Consider the following 20361-nt stretch of genomic DNA (forward strand, 5'->3'; position numbering starts at 1 on the left):
ATGTACGGTGTCCGGATCTCACGTGTGGTGTCCGGGCAGCTACGCGCCGGAGGCTCCGCCCTGTGAAGTCGGCCCGTCACGGGGCTCGGTTCGCCGACGGGTGCGGGAGCTGCCGCGGAGAGCGCGGAGCATGCCACGGAGCGGGGGGACCAGTGCGAGGGCGGCGCCGGCCAGCAACACCGAGAGTCCGGTGGCCCAAAGGAACGCGCCACTGCTGCTGCCGACTGCCAGTGCGGCGCCACCATAGACCAGCGAGAACGGCACGCCCAGCACCGTGACAATGCCGAGCGCCGCGTTCACGGCGCGGGCGGTCGATGCCTCCACAACGCGGGTGCAGACGGCCAGGTCGTCTACCACGCGGGCGCGCAACTCGGTCAGCCGGTGCTGCTCGCGGTAGGCGGCCAGCAACTCGTTGCCCTTTCCCCGCACGGTGACGTGATCGGCACCCAGCACACTGCGGAAATCGATCAATTGGCGCTCCAGCGTCGCGATCGCGGACGAATCCAACCGGTGGGACCGGATCGCCGCCACCCGCTCCGTCAGATCGCCCAACGCCTTCATCTGGAGCCTGCCCAGCAGGAAGGCGTCCAGGTAGATACTGTGCACATGCGTGCGGGCCAGCCGGTGGAAGGAACCGCGATCCTCCGGGTCCGCCGTCGTGCCGAGGAAGGCCGCACCGTCCCGCAGCACCAACGCCTGCCAGTCGGCGGAGAAGCGGACTCGGCCGCGGAAGGAGTCAGCGTGCTCCTCAGGGTCCGGCGGATACCGGTCCACCGGGGTAGCCGCAGCAAGTAGCCACAGCCATTGGTCTCTGGCTCCCCAGGCGCTGTAAGCGGCTGGCATCACCTCCGGCCAGGGCCCTTCGGAGCGGGTCAGGTGGACCAGCGTCCAGCAGCGCCGGAACCCCTTCGCGACGCCCGTTCCCGCAGGCAGTAAAGCCTCGATCGCCTCGCGGTTGGATCTCCCGTGCTCGGACGCCGAAAGGTCGGTCAACCCTTCGAGTTCGGTGAGCGGATCGGCGCCGAAGCGTACATGGAGCACAGCGAGCCCGTCGCCCTCGCTGAACTCCGTTGGCACCCGCACTACTTCAACCGCGAGGACCTGCGTTCTGCCGATCCGTCCGGAAACTCGTCGGGACCAGCGTGCGGACTGGCCCGGCGCCCCGTACAGTGCCTCCGCCACGCGGTGCTCGAAATACCCGAGCCTGACCTCCCGTCCGGCAAGGACCACGTCGCTCCCGTCCACCGGACCCGCCCCCGTGATTACGGCTAATGGCCCTGCTTCCCACCCGGTCTTCCCGCCCGCTGCCACCCCCGTGACGTCCACAACAAGGCATCCGGTCCCTACGAACGAAGCCAACGCCCCACTCTCCCCCCAGCCCACCGTGGTTGCTCCGTATTGTTCCCCAGCGCCCCCGCCCGCGCGTCTCTTTCCCGAACCCCGCCTTGCCCTGTAAGTACGCGGGCCTGGTAGCGGATGGAAGAGGCCGTCCTCCCCGGTCAAGAGGGATCGTCAAGGCCCCGGCCGGAGTACTGGCGGTGCCCGTCCTGCGAGCAGGTCACCCAGCCCAAGTCGGTGGACGCCCGTGAAGACTCCAGCCGCCCCTGTCAGTCGCACCACCGTCCCGGAGGGCGCGGAGGCCCGTCGAGACGAGGAAGTTCCCGCTCGTCCGGCGTCGGTCGAGGCACTCTGGACCGGGGCCGCCCGTCCAACCTGTCGTAGACACGCTGCCGATCGGCGGCAGACATCTCGGCGAGCGCCGACGCCATGTCATGGACCAACGCGGCATGCGAGTCACACTTCGTCGTAGATCGTGATCTTCATGCCCGAGTGGCTCGCAGTAGGGTCCAGAGCGCGTGTTTCGAGGACGCGGCGGAAGTCGGCGTCGTGCTTGCCACTTTCAGCGGATGCTGTCGGCCGGTGTCGAGCGAGTGTCCGTGCCCTGTCTGACCAGGACGACCAGTCGCTCTGCTTGAGTGGCGTCGGTGGTGGTCAGGGCGATCCCGTTGGCCAGGGCAAGTAGTTCCGATGCGTTGAGGTCGGCGCGGACAGCACCGGCGCTTTGCGCCCGGGTCAGCAGTGCGGACGCGGCTGTGTGCATCGACTGGTGCCAGCGGTCGAACAGCGCCGATCGCTGACCGGTGCGGTCATCGGTGATCGACAGCGCCAGTTCCCGCTTGGCTGCCACGTGTGCGATGAAATCCTGAAGCCAGGCGAAGAGGGCGTCGCCGGGAGGATCCTCGGCCAGTAGGGACTGGCTCCGGGCGCAGAGCTCGGCCACTTCCTCGGAGTAGACGGCGATGATCAGTTCGCGACGCGTCGGGAAGTGCCGATACATGGTGGCGTTACCGACGCCGGCCCGGCGGGCGATGTCGTCAAGCGGGGCGTCGACGCCGTGGTCGTGGAAGATATCTCTGGCCGCGGCCACGAGCAGGTCGTAGTTGCGCTGGGCGTCCGCGCGACGACGACGCTGGGGTTCCGAACGCGGCGCAGGTCCGGCGCTCTGCGATGGCATGACCCTCCTTGTTAATCGGGGACTTCCCCGGTTACGGTAGCCGAACGCGGCAAGTGGGGAACTCCCCACTTGCCGCCTCGTATTCCCACCAGAGGAGATGCCGCATGCCGCAGGGGACAAAAGGCACCGCGCACCCGGGACCGGGAGAGATTCACCGGCGCATCGTCGAGAGCTACGCGCAGATCCTGGAAGGCCGGCTCGAAGACGCCCTGGAACTGATCGACCCCGAAGTCGTCGACCACCGGGGAGGCACCCAAGGCGATCACCGGGGACGCGACGCCTGGCGACAGAAGTGGGAGCGGATGAGCGCGGGCAGCGCGTTCCACGACGTCTCCGTGACGATTGAGCAGAACATCGTCTCCGGCGACACCTCCGTCAACCGGTACACCAGCAGGGGCACCCACACGGACTCCGACCGACGCTACGAAGTCCTCAGCATGGACATGGTCCGCGTCCGCAACGGCCGAATCGTCGAGCACTGGGCCCTGCGCGACGCCGATGCGATGCGCGACCAGTTGGGCCTGTGAAAGAACCTCCTGCCTCTTGCGGCCAACTGGTGACCGCCGGGCCCCACGGGAACCTCGCCCGCTGACAGGAGGCGTTCGACAACCTCATGGGCCGGGTCGCGGGTCGGTTCGCCCGGGTCGAACCCCGGCGCCGGATGGGGAAGTTGGTGCTGGGACTGCTGTCCGACCTGCCGCGCAAAAACTGCTGGACCATCGCCGAGTGGGCCGGCGGCGCGACCCCGGACGGCATGCAGCACCTGCTGGGCAGGGCCAAGTGGGATGCCGATCAGGTCCGCGACGACGTACGCAGCTACGTGGTGGAGCACCTGCACGACGACCAGGCGGTACTGGTCGTGGACGAGACCGGCGACGTGAAGAAGGGCACTGGCACGGTCGGCGTCCAGCGCCAATACACCGGCACCGACTGGGCAGTCATCGACCTCGCCGACCCTCGCCCCGGGAGTCGGCAGCTGCTGATCCGCCGCAACCGCAGCACCGGCGAACTCGCCTACTACCGCTGCTACTCGCCCGCACCTGCGCCGCTGACCGTACTGGTCAGAGTCGCTGGATCAAGATGACGAGTGAAGGAGTTCTTCCAGTCCGGCAAGGGCCTGGCCGCACTCGACGAGCACCAGGTCCGCCGCTATGCGTCCTGGTCCCGCTGGGTCACCCTCGCCATGCTCGCGCACGCCTTCCTCGCCGTCGTACGCGCAGACGAGCACACCCGCCCCGCACCCGATGCCCTCATTCCGCTCACCTGCAACGAGATCCAGCGCCTGTTCATCACCCTCATTGTCCGACCGGTCCACGATGCCGCCCACCGGCTTGGTTGGTCCGACTGGCGGCGCCGCCACCAGGCCCGATCCCAGGCCAGCCACTACCGGCAGCAAGCCACTCAGGCATGAAGATCACGATCTACGACTAGTACTCCAGTCGTAGATCGTCATGTGTCCTGGTCTGGGGATTGTCTGCCGCTGGCGGAAACTCAAAGGATCTGAGCCCACCAACCGGTTAGGGTCGGGCGGTGCCCAATCTGAAGCGGCTGCATGCTGGCCATGCCCCGGCAGTCCTGGCCTTCGAGCTGGCGAACCGCGCCTACTTCGCTGCCTCGGTCCCCGACCGCGGCGACGACTTCTTCGACAAGTTCACGGACCGGTACAGCGCCCTGCTGGCCGAGCAGGAGGCCGGCATTTGCGCCTTCTACCTACTCGTTGCCGACGACGGCTCGGTTCTGGGCCGGTTCAACCTGTACGACCTCGAGAACGGCGCTGCTGAGCTCGGTTACCGGGTCGCGCAGCACATCGCCGGCCGCGGCATGGCGACCGCGACCGTCCGGGAGCTGTGCCGGCTGGCGGTGGCGAGGCATGGGCTGCGCGCCCTGCGGGCGGGCACCTCCTGCGAGAATGTCGCGTCCCAGAGGGTGCTGATCAAGGCTGGGTTTGTCCTGGTCAGCCCGGCGGACCCGGCCGACCTCGGTGGTAGCTCAGGCCCCTGGTATCAGCGTGACTTGGTACCGAAGCGGTAGACCGTGATCTTGCTGGTGGTCTGGCTGCGGGAAGGCTGCGGCCACCGCTGATCATCGGTGTGTGAGGGCAAACGATCGTGCGGTGGTCGCAGGTCAGCGTGGACCCTGCCCGCTGGCAGGAGGCGTTCGAGGGCCTGATGGCCCGGATCGCAGGCCGGTTCACACGGGTCGAACCCCGGCGCCGGGTGAAGGACTTGGTGCTGGGGCTGCTGTCGGACCTGCTGCGCAAGAATTGCTGGTCGATCGCCGAGTGGGCCGGGGAGGCAAGTCCGGACGGCATGCAGCACCTGCTCGCCCGGGCGAAGTGGGATGCCGACCGTGTGCGTGACGACGTGCGTGAGTATGTGCTGGAGCATCTGGGCGACGAGGAGACGCTTCACCTCATGGTCCCGCTGGGTCACCCTGGCCATGCTCGCTCACGCCTCCCTCGCCGTCGTCCGTGCCGATGAACACGCCTGCCATCCCGCCCCGGACGAGCTGATCCCGCTCACCTGCAACGAGATCCAGAGACTGTTCACAGCATTCGTCCGGCCGATGCGCGACGCGGTCCACCGGCTCCGCTGGTCCGCCTGGCGACGCTGTCACCAGGCCCGAGCCCAGGCCAGCCACTACCACCGACAAGCCGCGAATCAGACTTGAAGATCACGATCTACGGCTGGAGTACTAAGGGCTGTCCCGCAATTCCTGGCGGGTGCGCGACGACAGCTACGGCACCTCGCCGCGTTGTCGGAACGTCCACATACATCCAGTATGCGGACGCCCCTCCGCCTTGCGATGCACCGCATCTGACGCCGCGCACTGATCCACCACGAATTGCGGGACAGCCCTTAGCCGCCGCCGGCCTCTCTGGCCCGTTGCTCGTTGGCGTAATTGATGTAGTTGTAGACGGTGAAGCGGCTGACCCCGAGGGCGCTCGCCACCGTCTCCACCCCGTGCCGTACGGCGAACGCTCCCCGGGCCTCCAGGGTGCGGACCACGGACTGCTTCGCCCGACGGTCAAGTCCGGACAGCGGGCTGCCGTACGTCCGCTCCATCGCGGAGAGAACGTGGTCCAGGGACTCCGACAGCTGGGGCAGCCGTACGGCCATGACGTCCCGGCCCTCCCAGACGAGCACCACGTCGTCCGGCCCCGCCTGGGCGGCTTCCAGCAGTTCGCCGCCCATCGCGTCCACCAGCGGCTTCACGGCGACGACCAGAGGGTGTTCCGGGGCGGGGTGTTCCGGGGCGGCTCCGGTGCTCACCTCTCCCCCTCGGCGATCACGTTGACCTGGAACGATATCCGGGTGGCCCCGGCGTCGATGGTGCGCCGGAGCAACGCGTCCACGGCGGCCAGCACCACCTCGGCGCCGCCCTCCGCGGTGTTGCCGAAGGGGCCGACGTCCACCGCGTCCAGCGGCGCGGCGCCGATGACCTCACGGGCCACCACCGCGTGTGCGGGGGCCTCGTCGAGATCGAAGGGTTCGGTGGTGAATTCCACCCTCAGACGCACGGTCCCTCCCGGGAGTTCCGGCCGGCGTACAGGCCGGCTCGGCCCCGACTGTAACGCGGCGGGGCGGCTGCCCCGGTTGCCCGGATCGACCGGAAACAGCACCGATCGCCTGACCCGGCACCCCTCCCTGGAGGACGATGTGCGCAGGCGCACGAGGGGCGGTGGGAGGAGCGGAGCTGGCGAGGCCGCTCCTCCCACCGCCCCACGCACCGCTCCCTTGCCCGCGACCTCCATCACCTCCCTCACCTCCCTCACCGTTCACGCCATCGCCCATCACCCATCACCCATCACCCACAGAACGCCGCGCCGCGTCCGGGCGTCGGCGGAAGGAGACGCTGTGGAACCTGTGCTCGTGCGCTGCCCCCTCTGTCTGCGCGACCACGCGTTCGTGGTCCCCGTCCACTCCTGCCCCTGTGGCGCCCCCGTCGCCCTGCGTGCGGCACGGGGGGCGCCCGCGACCACGGTCACCCAGCGCGTCTGGGCGGACTTCTGGGTCACCGCGCGCTGCGAGGCGTGCGGGCGCGAGGACCACTGGCCGCAGCCGGAGCTGGGATGCCCCTGCGGCACGGTCCTGCGCGTCCCGGTCCTGACCGGACCCCCCGCCGACATCGCCACCGAGCCGGAAACCGGTCCCGAGGCCGCCACGAAGCCGGAACCCGGTACCGAGGCCGGTCCGGACGCGGGAGCCGCCACCGGTGCGGCACCGACGACCGTCGCGGGGCCGGCGGCGGGCGGCGGGCCTCCCGCGCACATCCCGCTCCCCCGTACCGCGTCCCGGCCGCGCGCGCCTTTCCAGCCACTACCCGTCCGCACCGCGCGGGACGCGGTGACGGCGGCCGGGCTGTACCTCGGCTGGCTCGGCTACCGGGGGATCTCCCAGCCGGACGAACGCCCGGCCTCGCGCATCGATCTGCGGGCAGAGGGGGCGATGGCGCAGGTCGAGACCTCGACCTGCCCGACCGGGGTGCGTGAGATCGAGTGCCTCTGGCTGAACGCGCTGAGCGAGTCCGTGTCCGGCATCTTCTTCTCGCTCGCGGGATACGAGGACGCGGCCACCCGGCGGGCGGACCTCGTGTCGATGCCACTGTTCGCCCTGGACCTCACCGGTACTCCGCAGCCGGCCAACGGCGCCGCCGAGGAACTGCTGAGCGCGGGGGCGTAGGCGACGCCGTCACGGCGTCACGAGAAGCCCCCACCTTCGGGTGGGCGAGGAGTCACACTGACCGTATGCGTATCCGCTCCGCCAGACGCTCCGATCTCCGCCGGCTCCAGGACATCGAGCGCGCCGCAGGGGAACCGTTCAGAGCCCTCGGGATGGCAGACGTCGCCGACGACGAGCCGCCGCCCCTCGAACTGCTGGAGAGTTACCGGGCCGCCGGACGTTGCTGGGTGGCCACCCGTCCCGACACCCCCGCGGACGACAGCCCCGTCGGCTATCTCATCGCGGACCCCGTGGACGGTGCCGCCCACATCGAACAGGTCTCGGTCCATCCCTCGGCGGCCCGGCTCGGCATCGGCCGGGCCCTCATCGACCATGCCGCCGCGTGGGCGGAGGGCCAGGGTCTCCGCGCTCTCACCCTGACGACCTTCTCCGACGTCCCGTGGAACGCCCCGTACTACGCGCGCATCGGGTTCGCCGTGCTGCGCGAGGACCAACTCACCGAGGGGCTGCGGCGGATCAGGGCCGAAGAGGTGGGCAACGGCCTGGACCGGCGGCCCCGCGTCTGCATGCGCCGCGAGCCCGCCCGGATCGTGCTGCCCCGTCCTCTCGCGCTGGGCGGCGACCGGACATCGGGCCGGGCCCCCCGGACCGGCGTTGTCAGTGGCGAACGCTAGCCTTCGGGAATGGCTCTGACTTCTCGTCACTCCTCCGCCCGCCCCCCTCGGCCCACCGGCTCCACGAGCCCGTCCGCCGTCGAGACCAACGAGGCCATCAGGGCCCTCGTGGACTCCCGCGCAGGACGGGACTGGTCCTCCGAGGCCTATGAGGTCCTGCTCATCGAATGGGCGGCGGCGACCCGGGACCCCGGGACGGACATAGTCGAGGCCGCCTGAGTCGGCGAAGGGCCGGGGTCGCGGGCGCGCGTGCGAACGCCCGCCGGAGCACCTCGCGCATCACCGCCGGGCCCCCCGGCGCCGCATCGGCCCCGGTGCCCATCGGCGCCCGGTGCGGTGCGCTACGTCGGTCCGCTCACCGCAGGTCCCCTTCGGTGTACTCCGTGCCGGTGGAGCGAGCGGTCCGCTCGCGCAGTTCGACCCGGCGGATCTTGCCCGAGATGGTCTTGGGCAGTTCCGCGAACTCCAGCCTGCGCAGCCGCTTGTACGGGGCGAGGACGGCCCTGGAGTGCTCGAAGAGCACCTTCGCGGTGTCCGGCCCGGGTTCCCAGCCCTCGGCGAGTACGACGTACGCCTTCGGCACCGAGAGGCGGACCGGGTCGGGGGCCGGCACGACCGCCGCCTCGGCGACCGCCTCGTGCTCCAGCAGGGCACTCTCCAGCTCGAAGGGCGAGATCTTGTAGTCGGAGGATTTGAAGACGTCGTCGGACCGCCCGATGTAGGTGATGTACCCGTCCGCGTCGCGCGAGCCGATGTCACCGGTGCGGTAGTAGCCGCCCGCCATCACCTCGGCCGTACGCTCCGCGTCCCCGTGGTAGCCGGTCATCAGCCCGACGGGGGCGTCGGCGAGATCGAGGGAGATCTCCCCCTCCGTGGCGCCGGGTTCACCGGTGACCGGGTCGAGCAGCTCGACCGTGTAGCCGGGGGTGGGGCGACCCATGGAGCCGGCTTTCACCTGCTGGCCGGGCGAGTTGGCGACCTGGACGGCGGTCTCGGTCTGGCCGAAGCCGTCCCGGACGGTCACCCCCCACGCTCGCCGCACGGTCTCGATGACCTCGGGGTTGAGCGGCTCACCAGCCGCGACGACCTCGCGCGGGGGGCGGGCGAGCCGGGTGAGGTCCGCCTGGATGAGCATCCGCCAGACGGTCGGCGGGGCGCAGAAGCTGGTGATGCCCGAGCGGTCCATCTCCGCCATCAGCCGACTCGCGTCGAAGCGCTGGTAGTTGAAGATGAAGACGGTCGCCTCGGCGTTCCAGGGGGCGAACAGGTTGGACCAGGCGTGCTTGGCCCAACCTGGCGAGGAGATGTTCAGATGGACATCTCCGGGCCGCAGCCCGATCCAGTACATCGTCGCCAAGTGGCCCACGGGGTACGACACATGGGTGTGTTCCACCAGCTTCGGGCTGGCGGTCGTGCCGGAGGTGAAGTACAGCATCAGCGGCTCGTCGGCGGCCGTCTCCCGGTCCGGTACGTACACCTCGGAGTGCTCGTCGGCGCCCGCGTAGGGGAGCCAGCCGTCCGGGCACTCACCGTCGCCGGCCTCGCCCACGGCCATCCGCGTGTAGGAGCCGGGCACGTCGTCGAACTTGGCGGTGTCCTCCGCGCGCACGATCACGTGGGCGACCCGGCCACGCTCGACCCGGTCGCGCAGGTCGAGCGGTCCGAGCAGCGGGGTCGCGGGGATGACCACGGCGCGCAGTTTCATCGCGGCGAGCGCGGTCTCCCACAACTCGACCTGGTTGCCCAGCATGACGAGGATGCGGTCGCCCTCGCGCACTCCCTGAGCGGCGAGCCAGTTGGCCGCCCGGTTGGAGCGGGCCGACATGCGGGCGAACGACACTTCGGTGCGTCGGCCGTCCTCCTCCACGATGTGCAAGGCGGTACGGTCGTTGCCCTCGGCGATCACGTCGAACCAGTCGAGCGCCCAGTTGAACCGGTCGAACCGGGGCCACCGGAACCCCGCACCGGCGGTCGCCCAGTCCTCACGGTGCCGGAGCAAGAAGTCCCTAGCCGCCCGGAACGTCTCGGTCGCGCTGTTTGCCGACATGTGTCCTCCTCTGTGTGGACCGGACCGGTCGCCTCCCTCGATTCAACCAGCCCCTCCCGCCCCACCACCCACCGCGGTGCGCGCTTTCCGCAGCCCGGTTCACCCGCTGCGGAGCCCGCCCGCCCGGCCCGGTCCGCTCACTCCCCGAAGTCCACGAAGCCGGCGAAACGGACCTCGCGTACGCCCGCGTCCGTCATCACGGTCAGCAGGTGCACGGCCTCCTCTGCCACGGCTTCCCGGTCCGCGCGGCCGAGCCGGCCCAGCGGCTGCACGGTGGCGGTCGCGGTGTCGTCCGTACGGTCGAGGCGCCAGACCGCGGCGAGGAATCCGTCGACGAGCACCGTTCCGTACGCCTGGTTCCCCCTGCCGTTGCGCCCGTTGAACTCGGCCGGGATGACCCGGGTGCGGTCCGCGTGGCCGAGGAGGACGTTGTCGAACTCGGGCAGGAAGCGCGGCGGGGCGGGGAGGTCCGGATCGGGGCGCGGGGCGTCGGGGAGGTCGAAGAGCTCGACGCCGTTCTCGTCGCGGAAGGTGAGGAGCCGAGGCCGCAGCCGGTCGAAGACCTCGCGCGTCCGGGTGAGTCCGGACCAGCTCTGCAGGTCCTTCACGGAGGCGGGGCCGAAGGCCGCGAGATAGCGCAGCACCAGGGTGTCGGGGGCCGGAAGGTCTTGCGCGGGGCGGCCGAGCCAGTGCTCCAGGGTGGTCAGCGTGACCTGCCCGCTCCGCTCCCAGAGGCCCCGGGGCGTGGTCTGCGCCAGCGGAAGCGCGCAGCGGGCCGCCACGGTGAGGGCGAGCGGGTCGGCGTCCGGCCATTCGGCGAGCAGTGCCGTGCGCAGCTCCTTCACCGTGCGGGGCCGCTCCTCGACGAGCGCCCTGCTGATGTCCTTGAGCCGGTCGAGGTCCACCCCGGCGAGTCCCTGGCGGAAGAGTCTCAGCTCGCGGTCCCGGGCGGGCTGGACGAGCGGGCGGATGGTGAGGGCGTCCTCGGCGGTGTGGGTGTGGATCGTGGAGCGCAGGGTGACGATCCGTACGACCTCGCGCGACTCCATCAGCGCGGAGAGGTCGGCGGGGTCGAAGTCCGCGAGCCGCGAGAAGAGTTGGAAGTAGGGGGGCTTGGTGTTCTGCGCCTGGAGTCCGACGAGGTGGGCGACGGCGCCCTTCGGGGACATCTCCGACCGTTCGAGCAGGAGTTGGCGGTGGAGCGTGGCCCGGTTCAGCGCCCGGGCCGAGAGCACGGCCGGGCGCACCGGCCCGGTGGTGGGGCGGGGTCCGGGAGGGTTCTTCTGGGCGGCCATGCCCGGCACGGTACGCGGACTCGCGGACAGTTCCGGTCCGCGAAGGCGCCGCTCGGTGCATGTTCCTCGGCCGGTCGGCGGCGCCGTCCCGGAGCTCCCGCGCTCCTGCGGCCCTTTCCTCCGCTCCCGCACCCGGGGCTCCCTCTCCGGCGGCCCTTGCCTCCCGCTCCCGCACCCGGGGCTCCCGCGCCCCTGCGACCGTCCTCTCCGCCGCGACCGTTCCGGCCGGGCGACACACTCGGGCAGCCCGTGTGCCCGGGGCTGGAGCGGCCCCGCCCGCATGATGGACCGGTGATCAGCGTCCTGTTCGCCGTCCTGACCGCGCTCAGCAACGGCGCCGCCTCGGTCCTCCAGCGCCGGGCGGCCGTCAACGTGCCGGACTCCGCGGCGATGCGGCTCTCCCTGTTCGGCCATCTGCTGCGCCAGAAGGTGTGGCTCGGCGGGATCGCGCTGGTGATCGTCGCGGCCGTCTGCCAGGCCGTGGCCCTCGCGACCGGACCGATCGCCGTGGTGCAGCCGATCTTCGTGATCGAGCTTCCCTCGACCCTGCTGCTGGCCGGGTTCGTCATGCGCGTCCGGGTCCCCCGCCAGGTCTGGTACGGGGTCGCGGCCGTGACGACCGGCCTGGCCCTGGGCATGGCGTCGGCCGCCCCGGGCGGGGGCCACGACACGGTCGTGGGCACCGTCTGGGTCGTGGCGCTCCTGGTCACCGGGGCCTTCGAGGCGGCCCTGATCGTGGCGGCCCTGGCCTCCCGGCGCAACGTCCGTGCGGCACTGCTCGGGCTCGCCGCCGCCTGCGGATACGCGCTGACCGCGGCCCTGATGAAGGACGCCATGGGCCGGCTGGACGGCTCCGGCGGGGTGACCCGACTGCTCGCCGCCTGGCAGCTCTACGCCACGGCGGCGGCCGGGGTCGGGGCGCTGTACCTGCTCCAGAACGCCCTTCAGGCGGGCACGCTGGTGGCCGTCCAGCCGATGCTGACGCTCGGCGACGCGCTGATCAGCGTCCTGTACGGGGTGACCCTCTTCGGGGAGACGCTGCGCACCGGTTGGTGGCTGCTGCCGGAGCTGGTGGCGGTCGCTCTGATCGGCGTGGGCTGTCTGGAGCTCTCCCGGTCGCCCCTCGCCTCCGGCAATCCCCTGCCCCCGTCCCGCGTGAAGTAGGCGGTGACCGGTACGCCGGTCACGCCCCGCCGGCCCGCCCGGCCGGCTTCCGCGTACGCCTGCCGTGGCGGCGCCCGGCGACCACGTCGGCGATCGCCGCGACGAGTCCGGCGCAGACGAAGGCGACCGAGACGATGAGGCCGTGGTCGTAGGCCGTGGCCCAGCCGTCGCCGGTGACCTGGGCGAAGAAGACCGCCCCGACCGCGGCGATGCCGATCGCGGAGCCGACGCGCTGGCCGGTCTGCAGGGTGCCGCCGGCGCTGCCCGCGTGGGCCACCGGTACGTCCGAGAGGGTGAGTGTCTGGTTGGGGGCGATGACCAGGCCGCTGCCGATCCCGCCGAACAGCAGGGGGGCCGCCATCGCCCAGCCCGCGTTGTGCCCCGGCACCTGGTGCACGGCGAGGGCCGTCCCGGCCAGGCCGACCGCGACCATGGCCAGCCCCACGACGACCAGTGGACGCCCGAAGCGCCCGACCAGCCGTCCGCCGATCATGGCCGAGAGGCCCGAGCCGACCGCGAACGGGGAGATGGCCAGGCCCGCCTGGAGAGCGCTGTAGCCGAGGCCGGACTGCAGATAGAGCGTGGTGACGAAGAAGATCGAGGTGAACCCGGCGAAGTACAGCAGGATCAGCAGACAGCCCAGCCAGTACGAACGCAGCCGGAAGAGCGACAGGTCCAGCACCGGTTGCGTCCCTCCGCCGGCGCAGCGCGCCTCCCAGGCGACGAACACCACGAGCAGCGCCGCGGCGACCAGGAGCAGCAGCCACTTCTCGTTGCCGTGCCACTGCTGGGCCTGGACGAACGGCAGCAGCAGGCAGAGCACGCCCGCGCCGAGCAGCAGTACGCCGAGCGGGTCCAGGTCGCGGGCGCGTACGTGACCGGCCGACGGAGTGTCCGGCAGCAGCCGGCGGGCCAGCAGGAGGCAGACGACGCCGAGCGGAAGGTTGACGTAGAACACCCAGCGCCAGCCCTCCTCCGCGCCGGCCAGCTGGATCAGCAGCCCGCCGAGCAGCGGTCCCACGGCGGTGGAGATGCCGACGACCGTGCCGAACATCCCGAAGGCCCGGCCGCGCTCGTGCCCGGAGAACATCTGCTGGATCAGGGCGGAGATCTGGGGCGAGAGCAGGCCGCCCGCGAGTCCCTGGACCAGTCGGGCGACCACGAGCCAGAGGCTGGACTGGGCCGCCCCGCACGCGGCGGAGGAGAGGGTGAACAGGGCGAGCCCCACCATGAACACCGCGCGCCGCCCCCGCGCGTCGCCGAGCCGTCCGGCCGGGATCAGGAAGAGCCCGAAGGCCAGGGCGTAGCCGGAGAGCACCCACTGGAGATCCGATTCGGGGGTGTGCAGCCCTTCCTTGATGGACGGCAGCGCCACATTGACGATCGACACGTCCAGCAGGGTCATGAACCCGGCCACCAGGCAGACCGCGAGGGCCCGCCAACGGTTGGGGTCGGGCTCGCCCTGCCCGGATCCGCCGGAGCCGGAGGGGGAGCCGGGAGGTGTTCCGGGCCCCTGCGAACCGGGACGCGCCGTGCTCGGAGTCATGCTTCGGACCCTAGGCGGGCTGCCCGGATTCCTCATCCCGGCCCGCGCGGGCATCCCCTCGGACATCCCTTCGGGCGGGCCGTCAGGTGGTCCTTCAGGTGTCTCTGCCGGAGTCTCTCCAGGCATCGTTCCAGGTGTCCCTTCAATAGGCCGGTCCGGCACGGGAGGACTCGTGCCCGCGCGCCGGGCCCGCACACCCGCGATGCCCCGCACCCGCCATGCCCCGCACCCGCCGGAGGCCGGCCGCGCCGGGCCCGGCGCGTACCCCGTACCGTCCGTCCGCACCAACCGCCCGTACACCCGAATGCGCCACCCGAACGCATCGCCGACGAGCGCGCCGCCGCCCGCCCCGCACCCGCAACTCACCCACACGATGCGGGGAATTAACCTCTGATGCCTTGTCATGCCTGTTCTACGCGCATAGCTTTCTGCTCTCAACTACACATTTTGGGGGCAGTACCCGTGCAGATATCCAGAGCCCGTTCGGCCGCGCTGGCCGGTGTCGTCGCCGTCGCGCTGTCGGTGACGGCCCTGCCCGCCGCCTTCGCAGTCCCGTCCGCCGACGCCGTGATCGCGGAGGTCTATGGCGGCGGGGGCAACTCGGGCGCCACGCTCACCCGTGACTTCATCGAGCTGGGCAACGCGGGCGGTGCGGCGTTCGACCTCTCGGGCTACAGCGTCCAGTACCTGCCCGGCACCCCGTCCGCCGGCTCGCTCTGGCAGGTGTCCCCCCTGGCCGGCTCCGTCGCCCCGGGTGGCCGCTACCTCGTGGCCGAGGCCGCGGGTACGGGCGGCACGGTCGCGCTGCCCACCCCCGACGCCACCGGCACCGTCGCGATGGCCGCGGGCAGCGGCACGGTCGCGCTGGTCTCCGGTACCACCCCGCTCACCTGCAAGACCGCGGCCGACTGCGCCATCGACACCCGGATCGTCGACCTCGTCGGGTACGGCTCCGCCGTCGTCCGCGAGACCGCCCCGGCCCCTGCCCCGTCCGCCACCGCCTCCGTGACCCGTGCCGCCTCGCTGGCCGACACCGACGACAACTCGGCCGATCTCGCCGCGGGCGCCCCGACCCCGGTCAACTCGGCCGGCCAGACCCCCGGCGGTGGCTCCACCGACCCCGAGGAGCCGAGCGAGCCCACCGAGCCCGGCACCGTCCGGGTGCACGACATCCAGGGCACCACCCGCCTCTCGCCGCTCGACGGCCAGACGGTCACGGCGGTACCCGGCGTCGTCACCGGTGTCCGTACGACCGGCTCGCGCGGTTACTGGCTTCAGGACACCGCCCCCGACGCGGACGCCCGCACCAGCGAGGCAGTCTTCGTCTACACCGGATCGGCCGCCCCCGGCGTCGTCGCCGGTGACTCCGTCCTGGTCAGCGGCAAGGTGGACGAGTACTACCCGGGCACCGGGGCCCAGTCGGTCACCGAGATCACCGCCCCGAAGACCACGGTGCTGTCGCGCGGCAACGCCCTGCCCGCACCGGTCGTGCTCGACGCCTCCTCGGTACCCGCCGCGTACACGCCCACCGCGGGCGGCGGCTCGATCGAGGCGCTCCCGCTGGAGCCGGGCACCTACGCCCTCGACCTGTACGAGTCCCTCGAAGGCGTCCGCGTCCGGATCGCGGACACCCGGGTCGTCGGCGCGACCAACTCCTACGGCGAGATGTGGGTGACGGTCAAGCCGAACGAGAACCCCAGCGCGCGCGGCGGCACGATCTACACCTCGTACACCGACCAGAACACCGGGCGCATCGAGGTGATGTCCCTGGACACCGCCGATCCGCTCCCGCCCGCGAACGTGGGCGACGTGCTCTCCGGCACCACGACGGGCGTCCTCGACTACGTCTCCTTCGGGGGTTACGCCCTCCAGGCCACGGAGGTCGGCACGCGCACCGACAACGGGCTGAAGCGCGAGGTCACCCGCAAGCAGAAGAAGAAGGAACTCGCGGTCGCCACGTACAACGTGGAGAACCTGGACGCGCTCGACGACCAGGCGAAGTTCGACACCCTCGCCTCGGGCGTCGCCGTCAACCTCTCCTCGCCGGACGTGGTCTCCCTGGAGGAGATCCAGGACGACAACGGCGCGACCAGCGACGGTACGGTCGGTTCCGAGGCGACGCTGAAGCGCTTCACCGACGCGATCGTCGCCGCCGGCGGACCGCGGTACTCCTGGCGCTACATCGCCCCCGAGGACGGCAAGGACGGCGGCGAGCCCGGCGGCAACATCCGTAACGTCTTCCTCTTCAACCCGAAGCGGGTTTCCTTCGTGGACCGCCCGGGTGGCGGCGCGACGACCGCCGTCACCGCGGTGGACACCCGCAAGGGCGTCGAGCTCTCCGCCTCACCCGGCCGGATCAACCCGACGAGCGCCGCGTGGGCCGACAGCCGCAAGCCGCTGGTGGGCGAGTTCCGCTTCGACGGCGAGACCGTCTTCGTCATCGGCAACCACTTCGCTTCCAAGGGCGGCGACCTGCCCCTGCACGGCAAGAACCAGGCCCCGGAGCGCAGTTCGGAGGTCAAGCGCATCCAGCAGGGCGCCGAGGTCAACGCCTTCGTCAAGTCGCTGCTGGCGGCCGACAAGTCGGCCAAGATCATCACGCTCGGCGACCTCAACGACTTCGCGTTCTCCCCGGCCGTGACCGCGCTGACCGACGGCAAGGTGCTCAAGCCGCTGATCACCACACTGCCCGCGAACGAGCAGTACAGCTACGTGTACGAGGGCAACTCCCAGACGCTGGACCACATCCTGACGAGCCCCGGCGTCCGCCGGCTCGACTACGACGTGGTGCACATCAACGCGGAGTTCTCCGACCAGGCGAGCGACCACGACCCGCAGATCGTCCGCGTGAACCTCGGCGGCTCGGCCAAGGACGACAGGAAGCACGACGACAAGAACCACGGCAAGGACAAAGGGCACGGCAAGGGGCACTGACCCCGCACCGTCGACAGGGGAGGGCCGTCCGCTCGCGGGCGGCCCTCCGCCGTGCCGGACCACAAAGCACCGTGTGCCGCACCACTGGACACCGCGCACCGGACCTCACGACACCGTGCGCCACGCCGGAGGACACCGTGCGCCGGCGGAACGACGTGCACCAGTTTCCCCCGAGGTGCAACCGGACGGCCCTCCGGGCGCATTCAGTAAGTGGCGGGTGCGCGGTCGCCCACTCGCCCCGCGGAGAGCCAACAGGCCGTCCGCGCACGGGGGAATCACCATGGGGGGAACCATGATCGGCACAGCTGGAACGGCCGGGCGCTCTGGGGACGGCGGACGGCGGTACGCCCGGAGCGGGCCGCTGGTGCTCGGAATCGCCCTGCTACTGGCCGTCGCCGGCTGCGACGGCTCGAAGAACGAGCCGTCCGCGCACGGGGCACCATCCACGGGCTCCACCCCCTCCCCCGCGGCTTCGGCGCCCGCCTCCCCGGCCGAGACCGCCGGCACGTCCGCACCGTCGTCGTCACCGGCCCCGCAGAACCCGGACGAGTGCGCCGACCCGACCGGCCACGCGCTGCGCCTGCTCGGCCACCGCATCAGCCAGGACATCATCTACCTCTCCGCCGAGGAAGGCGCCTGGGACTGCTCCGAGTCCTCGGTGCCCCTGTGGAAGGCGAGCGGCCGGACGCACGACATCCGGATCGCCGAGACGGCCCGGATCGAGGTGGCACGGCCCTTCAACTCCTCGGCCACGGACCGGCCGATCGACCTGGCCCGCTTCCTGGAACAGCTCGACAGGCTCGCCGACCGCTCCACCGATCCGCTGGTGTTCGGCTACACCCTGGACCCTGCCGACGGCTCGCTGGTCCAGCTGTCCCAGCAGCCCCAGCCGGCGGCGTAGCCGCTCGGCGGCGCCCTCAGGACCCGGCCCGGGGGGCGGGCGCGGCGTACGCCTGCCCGATCCCCGGGCCTGGCCTCCGGTCGGCCGGGAGTGGGCGGTCGGTGAAGAAGCGGGCCGCCAACTCGGCGACGTCGTCGGCGCGTTCGAGTACCACCCAGTGGTCGGCGTCGGCGAGCGTGAGGAACCGGCTGCCCTCGACGCTCTCCGCGAACTCCCGTTGCCGCTCCGGCGAGGTGACCGTGTCGTGCTCGCCGGCGAAGATCAGCGCCGGCACCCCGGTGAGCCCGCCGGAGAAGTCGGGGCGGTCGCCCAGGGCGCGTACCAGCGAGTCGGCCGCGTGCGGCGAGGTGCGCAGGGCGTGCAGGAAGGACCGCCGTACGTAACGCTGGGCCAACGCGCCCCGGTGGACGTACCGTTCGGGGTCCGTGCACATCAGGGCCTCGGCCGCGAGGGTGGCGAGCCCGTCCGCGTCGCCTGCGGTCATCCGTTCCACCGCCCGCTGCCAGTGGGCGCGTTGGGCCGGGGAGATGTGCGTGGGGACCCCGCCCAGCGCGATCCGGGCCACCCTGCCGGGGTTGTGGCGGGCCCAGTCGAAGGCGATGGCGGTGCCGTACGAGAAGCCGAAGAGGTTGACCCGTGGGACGCCGAGGTCGTCGACGATGCGGGTGACCGCCCGACGCAGCAGTACGGCACTCGGTCCGGGCGGCAGCGCACCGGCGCTTCCCATGCCGGGGAGGTCGGCGGTCACCACGTCGGCGACCGGTCCGAGGTGGTCGTCCATCTGGGGCCACCCGTACATGCCCTGGAGCGCGCCGCCGAGCACCACGACCGGCTCGGTGGCGGGGCCGGGGCCCGGGGCCGCACCGGCCCCGGGCGCCTCCTGCGGGCCGGGCACCCGCGCCGCGTCCGGACCGGCACCGGGGCCCGGTACACGCGCCTGCCCCGAGCCGTCGGGACCGCCGCCGCGTCTTAGCAGGCGGTAGGAGAAGGGCACCCCCTCCACCGACAACGACCGGATGATCTCCTCGCCCATGACGCGTGCTCCTCCTGCCTCAGGCCCGGGTGAGAACGAGGGCCGCGTTGTGTCCGCCGAAGCCGAGCGAGGTCTTGGCGGCGTGTTCGAAGGTGTGCGGCCTCGCCTCCTTGCTCACCACCTCGACCGGGATCTCGGGGTCCGGTGCGTCGAGATTGACGGTCGGCGGGATCAGTTGGTGCTGGAGCGCGAGGACCGTCAGGGCGGTCTCGATGCCTCCGGCGGCCCCGAGGGTGTGGCCGGTCATCGCCTTGGTCGAGGTGACGAGGGCCTGGTCGCCGATCACCCGGTGGAGCATGGTCGCTTCGATGAGGTCGTTGGCGACCGTCGAGGTGCCGTGCGCGTTGACGTGGCCGATGTCCCGGCCGGTGAGCCCCGCGTCGGCGAGGGCGGTGCGCAGGGCACGTTCGACGCCCAGGCCGTCGGGCTCGGGGGCGACGGTGGAGAAGGCGTCGCTGGCGGCGCCGTAGCCGCTGACGTGGGCCCGGACGAGGGCGCCCCGGGCGCGGGCGTGGTCGGGGTGTTCCATGACCAGCAGCCCGGCGCCCTCGCCGACGACGAAGCCGTCCCGGTGGATGTCGAAGGGGCGGCAGGCGGAAGCCGGGTCGTCCCGTCGGGTGGAGACCGCCTTCATCTGGCAGGCGCTGGCGATCAGCAGCCGGGAGCAGACCGATTCGGCGCCGCCCGCGATCACGATGTCGCAGGCTCCGGTGCGGAGCAACTGGTGTGCCGTGCCGATGGCCACGGTGCCGGAGGAGCAGGCGGTGGAGACCGCGAGGCTGGGGCCGTGGACGGTGAGGTCCAGGGTGACGCTGCTGGCGGCGCCGTTGACGACGACGAGGGGAGCGAGCTTCGGCGAGACCCGGCGTGCGCCGCGCTCGCCGAGGGCGGTGTGCTGTTCGTCGTAGAACGGGAGTCCGCCGTGGGCCGAGCCGATCACGACGCCGACCCGGGCGCTGTCCCAGACCGAGGGGTCGAGGCCCGCGTCCGCGACGGCCTCGCGGGCCGCGATGACCGCGAGTTGGGAGAACCGGTCCATCAGCCGCTGGGCGGCGATGCCGAGTTCGGCGCGGGTGTCCAGACCGGTGACGGTGTAGAAGAAGTCGCAGGGCAGGCCTTCGAGCTCGCTGCGGTGGGGAACCGAGGGCCCGCCGCCCTCGCCCCGGACTCCGCGCCACGAGGCATCGGTACCCACGCCGGCGGCGGTGACCAGGCCGATGCCGGTCACGGCGGCGTGGAACGGCTCCGGGCGGGGACGCGGCCACGGACCGGGGGCCGGCCGGCCCGTCACGCGGTGACCCTGTCGTGCACGGCGGAGACGAGCCGGCCGACGGTGTCGCGGGAGGTGATCTCGACGTCCTCCAGGTCGACGTCCATCCGGTCCTCGATGAGCAGCCTCAGCTCTTCCAGGGCGAGGGAGTCCAGACGTAGCCGACGGAGCGGCACATCGTTCCCGATCGACTCGGGGTCGGTACCGAAGTTCGACACCAGCAGGTCGGTGATGTGTTCCGAGGTGCTCATGGCGCGCTCCTCCGCTCGGTGACGCGGTGACGCCTGCCGCGTGGGGATG

Annotated in this window: 19 protein-coding genes and 2 pseudogenes; 11 read left to right on the top strand and 10 right to left on the bottom strand. The window is 71.5% G+C overall.

The genetic code is table 11. From position 1 onward, the window contains the following. Positions 1 to 39: 39 nt before the first annotated feature. Both OHT52_RS03390 and OHT52_RS03395 read right to left on the bottom strand, forming a co-directional pair. Positions 40 to 1245 (bottom strand): hypothetical protein, encoded by a 1206-nt coding sequence (locus tag OHT52_RS03390; protein ID WP_328718615.1) that lies wholly within the window; start codon positions 1243 to 1245, stop codon positions 40 to 42. Positions 1246 to 1900: 655 nt separating this feature from the next. After that, the gene (locus tag OHT52_RS03395; protein WP_328718616.1) at positions 1901 to 2515 is read right to left on the bottom strand and encodes a TetR/AcrR family transcriptional regulator; all 615 of its coding nucleotides are present in this window, start codon (positions 2513 to 2515) and stop codon (positions 1901 to 1903) included. Between the two features lie 104 nt (positions 2516 to 2619). On the opposite strand from OHT52_RS03395, the gene OHT52_RS03400 reads away from it, so the two are divergent. The 5 genes and pseudogenes from OHT52_RS03400 to OHT52_RS03415 form a co-directional block, all read left to right on the top strand. Continuing rightward, the gene (locus OHT52_RS03400) at positions 2620 to 3042 is read left to right on the top strand and encodes an ester cyclase (RefSeq protein ID WP_328718617.1); all 423 of its coding nucleotides are present in this window, start codon (positions 2620 to 2622) and stop codon (positions 3040 to 3042) included. 86 nt (positions 3043 to 3128) lie between these two features. After that, positions 3129 to 3443, top strand: a pseudogene (locus OHT52_RS31420) (transposase); the annotation flags it as partial. 159 nt (positions 3444 to 3602) lie between these two features. Further along, the gene (locus OHT52_RS31425) at positions 3603 to 3926 is read left to right on the top strand and encodes a hypothetical protein (RefSeq protein ID WP_443046479.1); all 324 of its coding nucleotides are present in this window, start codon (positions 3603 to 3605) and stop codon (positions 3924 to 3926) included. 119 nt (positions 3927 to 4045) lie between these two features. Further along, a complete protein-coding gene (locus tag OHT52_RS03410) occupies positions 4046 to 4546 on the top strand; it encodes a GNAT family N-acetyltransferase (RefSeq protein WP_328718618.1) in 501 nt (166 codons plus the stop codon). 137 nt (positions 4547 to 4683) lie between these two features. Beyond that, a pseudogene (locus OHT52_RS03415) lies at positions 4684 to 4923 on the top strand (transposase); the annotation flags it as partial. Between the two features lie 450 nt (positions 4924 to 5373). Here the strand turns inward: OHT52_RS03415 and OHT52_RS03420 are convergent. Beyond that, positions 5374 to 5709 (bottom strand): helix-turn-helix domain-containing protein, encoded by a 336-nt coding sequence (locus OHT52_RS03420; protein ID WP_328723601.1) that lies wholly within the window; start codon positions 5707 to 5709, stop codon positions 5374 to 5376. A 74-nt stretch (positions 5710 to 5783) separates the two neighbouring features. Beyond that, complete coding sequence (locus tag OHT52_RS03425; protein ID WP_328718619.1) at positions 5784 to 6035, bottom strand: hypothetical protein; 252 nt, start codon at positions 6033 to 6035, stop codon at positions 5784 to 5786. A gap of 337 nt (positions 6036 to 6372) precedes the next feature. Between OHT52_RS03425 and OHT52_RS03430 the strand changes: the two genes are divergently transcribed. The 3 genes from OHT52_RS03430 (at position 6373) to OHT52_RS03440 (ending at position 8090) form a co-directional block, all read left to right on the top strand. Next, positions 6373 to 7197, top strand: a complete 825-nt coding sequence (locus tag OHT52_RS03430; protein ID WP_328718620.1) for a hypothetical protein — start codon at positions 6373 to 6375, stop codon at positions 7195 to 7197. Positions 7198 to 7262: 65 nt separating this feature from the next. Beyond that, positions 7263 to 7871 (top strand): GNAT family N-acetyltransferase, encoded by a 609-nt coding sequence (locus tag OHT52_RS03435; RefSeq protein WP_328718621.1) that lies wholly within the window; start codon positions 7263 to 7265, stop codon positions 7869 to 7871. A 9-nt stretch (positions 7872 to 7880) separates the two neighbouring features. Then, positions 7881 to 8090 (top strand): hypothetical protein, encoded by a 210-nt coding sequence (locus tag OHT52_RS03440; protein ID WP_328718622.1) that lies wholly within the window; start codon positions 7881 to 7883, stop codon positions 8088 to 8090. A gap of 136 nt (positions 8091 to 8226) precedes the next feature. On the opposite strand, the gene OHT52_RS03445 is transcribed toward OHT52_RS03440, so the two are convergent. Continuing rightward, the gene (locus OHT52_RS03445; RefSeq protein WP_328718623.1) at positions 8227 to 9918 is read right to left on the bottom strand and encodes an AMP-binding protein; all 1692 of its coding nucleotides are present in this window, start codon (positions 9916 to 9918) and stop codon (positions 8227 to 8229) included. A 137-nt stretch (positions 9919 to 10055) separates the two neighbouring features. Further along, positions 10056 to 11213 (bottom strand): winged helix DNA-binding domain-containing protein, encoded by a 1158-nt coding sequence (locus OHT52_RS03450; protein ID WP_328718624.1) that lies wholly within the window; start codon positions 11211 to 11213, stop codon positions 10056 to 10058. Positions 11214 to 11504: 291 nt separating this feature from the next. On the opposite strand from OHT52_RS03450, the gene OHT52_RS03455 reads away from it, so the two are divergent. Further along, positions 11505 to 12377: a DMT family transporter gene (locus tag OHT52_RS03455; RefSeq protein WP_328718625.1), complete on the top strand. Its 873-nt coding sequence runs from the start codon at positions 11505 to 11507 to the stop codon at positions 12375 to 12377. A 19-nt stretch (positions 12378 to 12396) separates the two neighbouring features. On the opposite strand, the gene OHT52_RS03460 is transcribed toward OHT52_RS03455, so the two are convergent. After that, positions 12397 to 13923 carry an MFS transporter gene (locus tag OHT52_RS03460; protein WP_328718626.1) on the bottom strand — a complete coding sequence of 509 codons (1527 nt, stop codon included), beginning with the start codon at positions 13921 to 13923 and terminating at the stop codon, positions 12397 to 12399. Positions 13924 to 14385: 462 nt separating this feature from the next. Between OHT52_RS03460 and OHT52_RS03465 the strand changes: the two genes are divergently transcribed. After that, a complete protein-coding gene (locus tag OHT52_RS03465; protein WP_328718627.1) occupies positions 14386 to 16857 on the top strand; it encodes an endonuclease/exonuclease/phosphatase family protein in 2472 nt (823 codons plus the stop codon). A 292-nt stretch (positions 16858 to 17149) separates the two neighbouring features. Further along, complete coding sequence (locus tag OHT52_RS03470) at positions 17150 to 17758, top strand: hypothetical protein (protein WP_328718628.1); 609 nt, start codon at positions 17150 to 17152, stop codon at positions 17756 to 17758. Between the two features lie 16 nt (positions 17759 to 17774). Here OHT52_RS03470 and OHT52_RS03475 read toward each other — a convergent pair whose 3' ends face one another. From OHT52_RS03475 to OHT52_RS03485, 3 genes are read right to left on the bottom strand one after another with little or no spacing between them, the layout of a single operon-like run. Beyond that, entirely contained in the window at positions 17775 to 18791 is a 1017-nt protein-coding gene (locus tag OHT52_RS03475) for an alpha/beta fold hydrolase (RefSeq protein ID WP_328718629.1), read from the bottom strand. A gap of 19 nt (positions 18792 to 18810) precedes the next feature. After that, positions 18811 to 20082: a beta-ketoacyl-[acyl-carrier-protein] synthase family protein gene (locus OHT52_RS03480; RefSeq protein WP_328718630.1), complete on the bottom strand. Its 1272-nt coding sequence runs from the start codon at positions 20080 to 20082 to the stop codon at positions 18811 to 18813. Beyond that, on the bottom strand, positions 20079 to 20312 hold the full coding sequence (locus OHT52_RS03485; RefSeq protein WP_328718631.1) for an acyl carrier protein: 234 nt from the start codon (positions 20310 to 20312) through the stop codon (positions 20079 to 20081). Before OHT52_RS03485 ends, OHT52_RS03480 begins: the two co-directional genes overlap by 4 nt. Positions 20313 to 20361 lie beyond the last annotated feature (49 nt).

This window comes from Streptomyces sp. NBC_00247, from assembly GCF_036188265.1.
GTDB lineage: Bacteria > Actinomycetota > Actinomycetes > Streptomycetales > Streptomycetaceae > Streptomyces.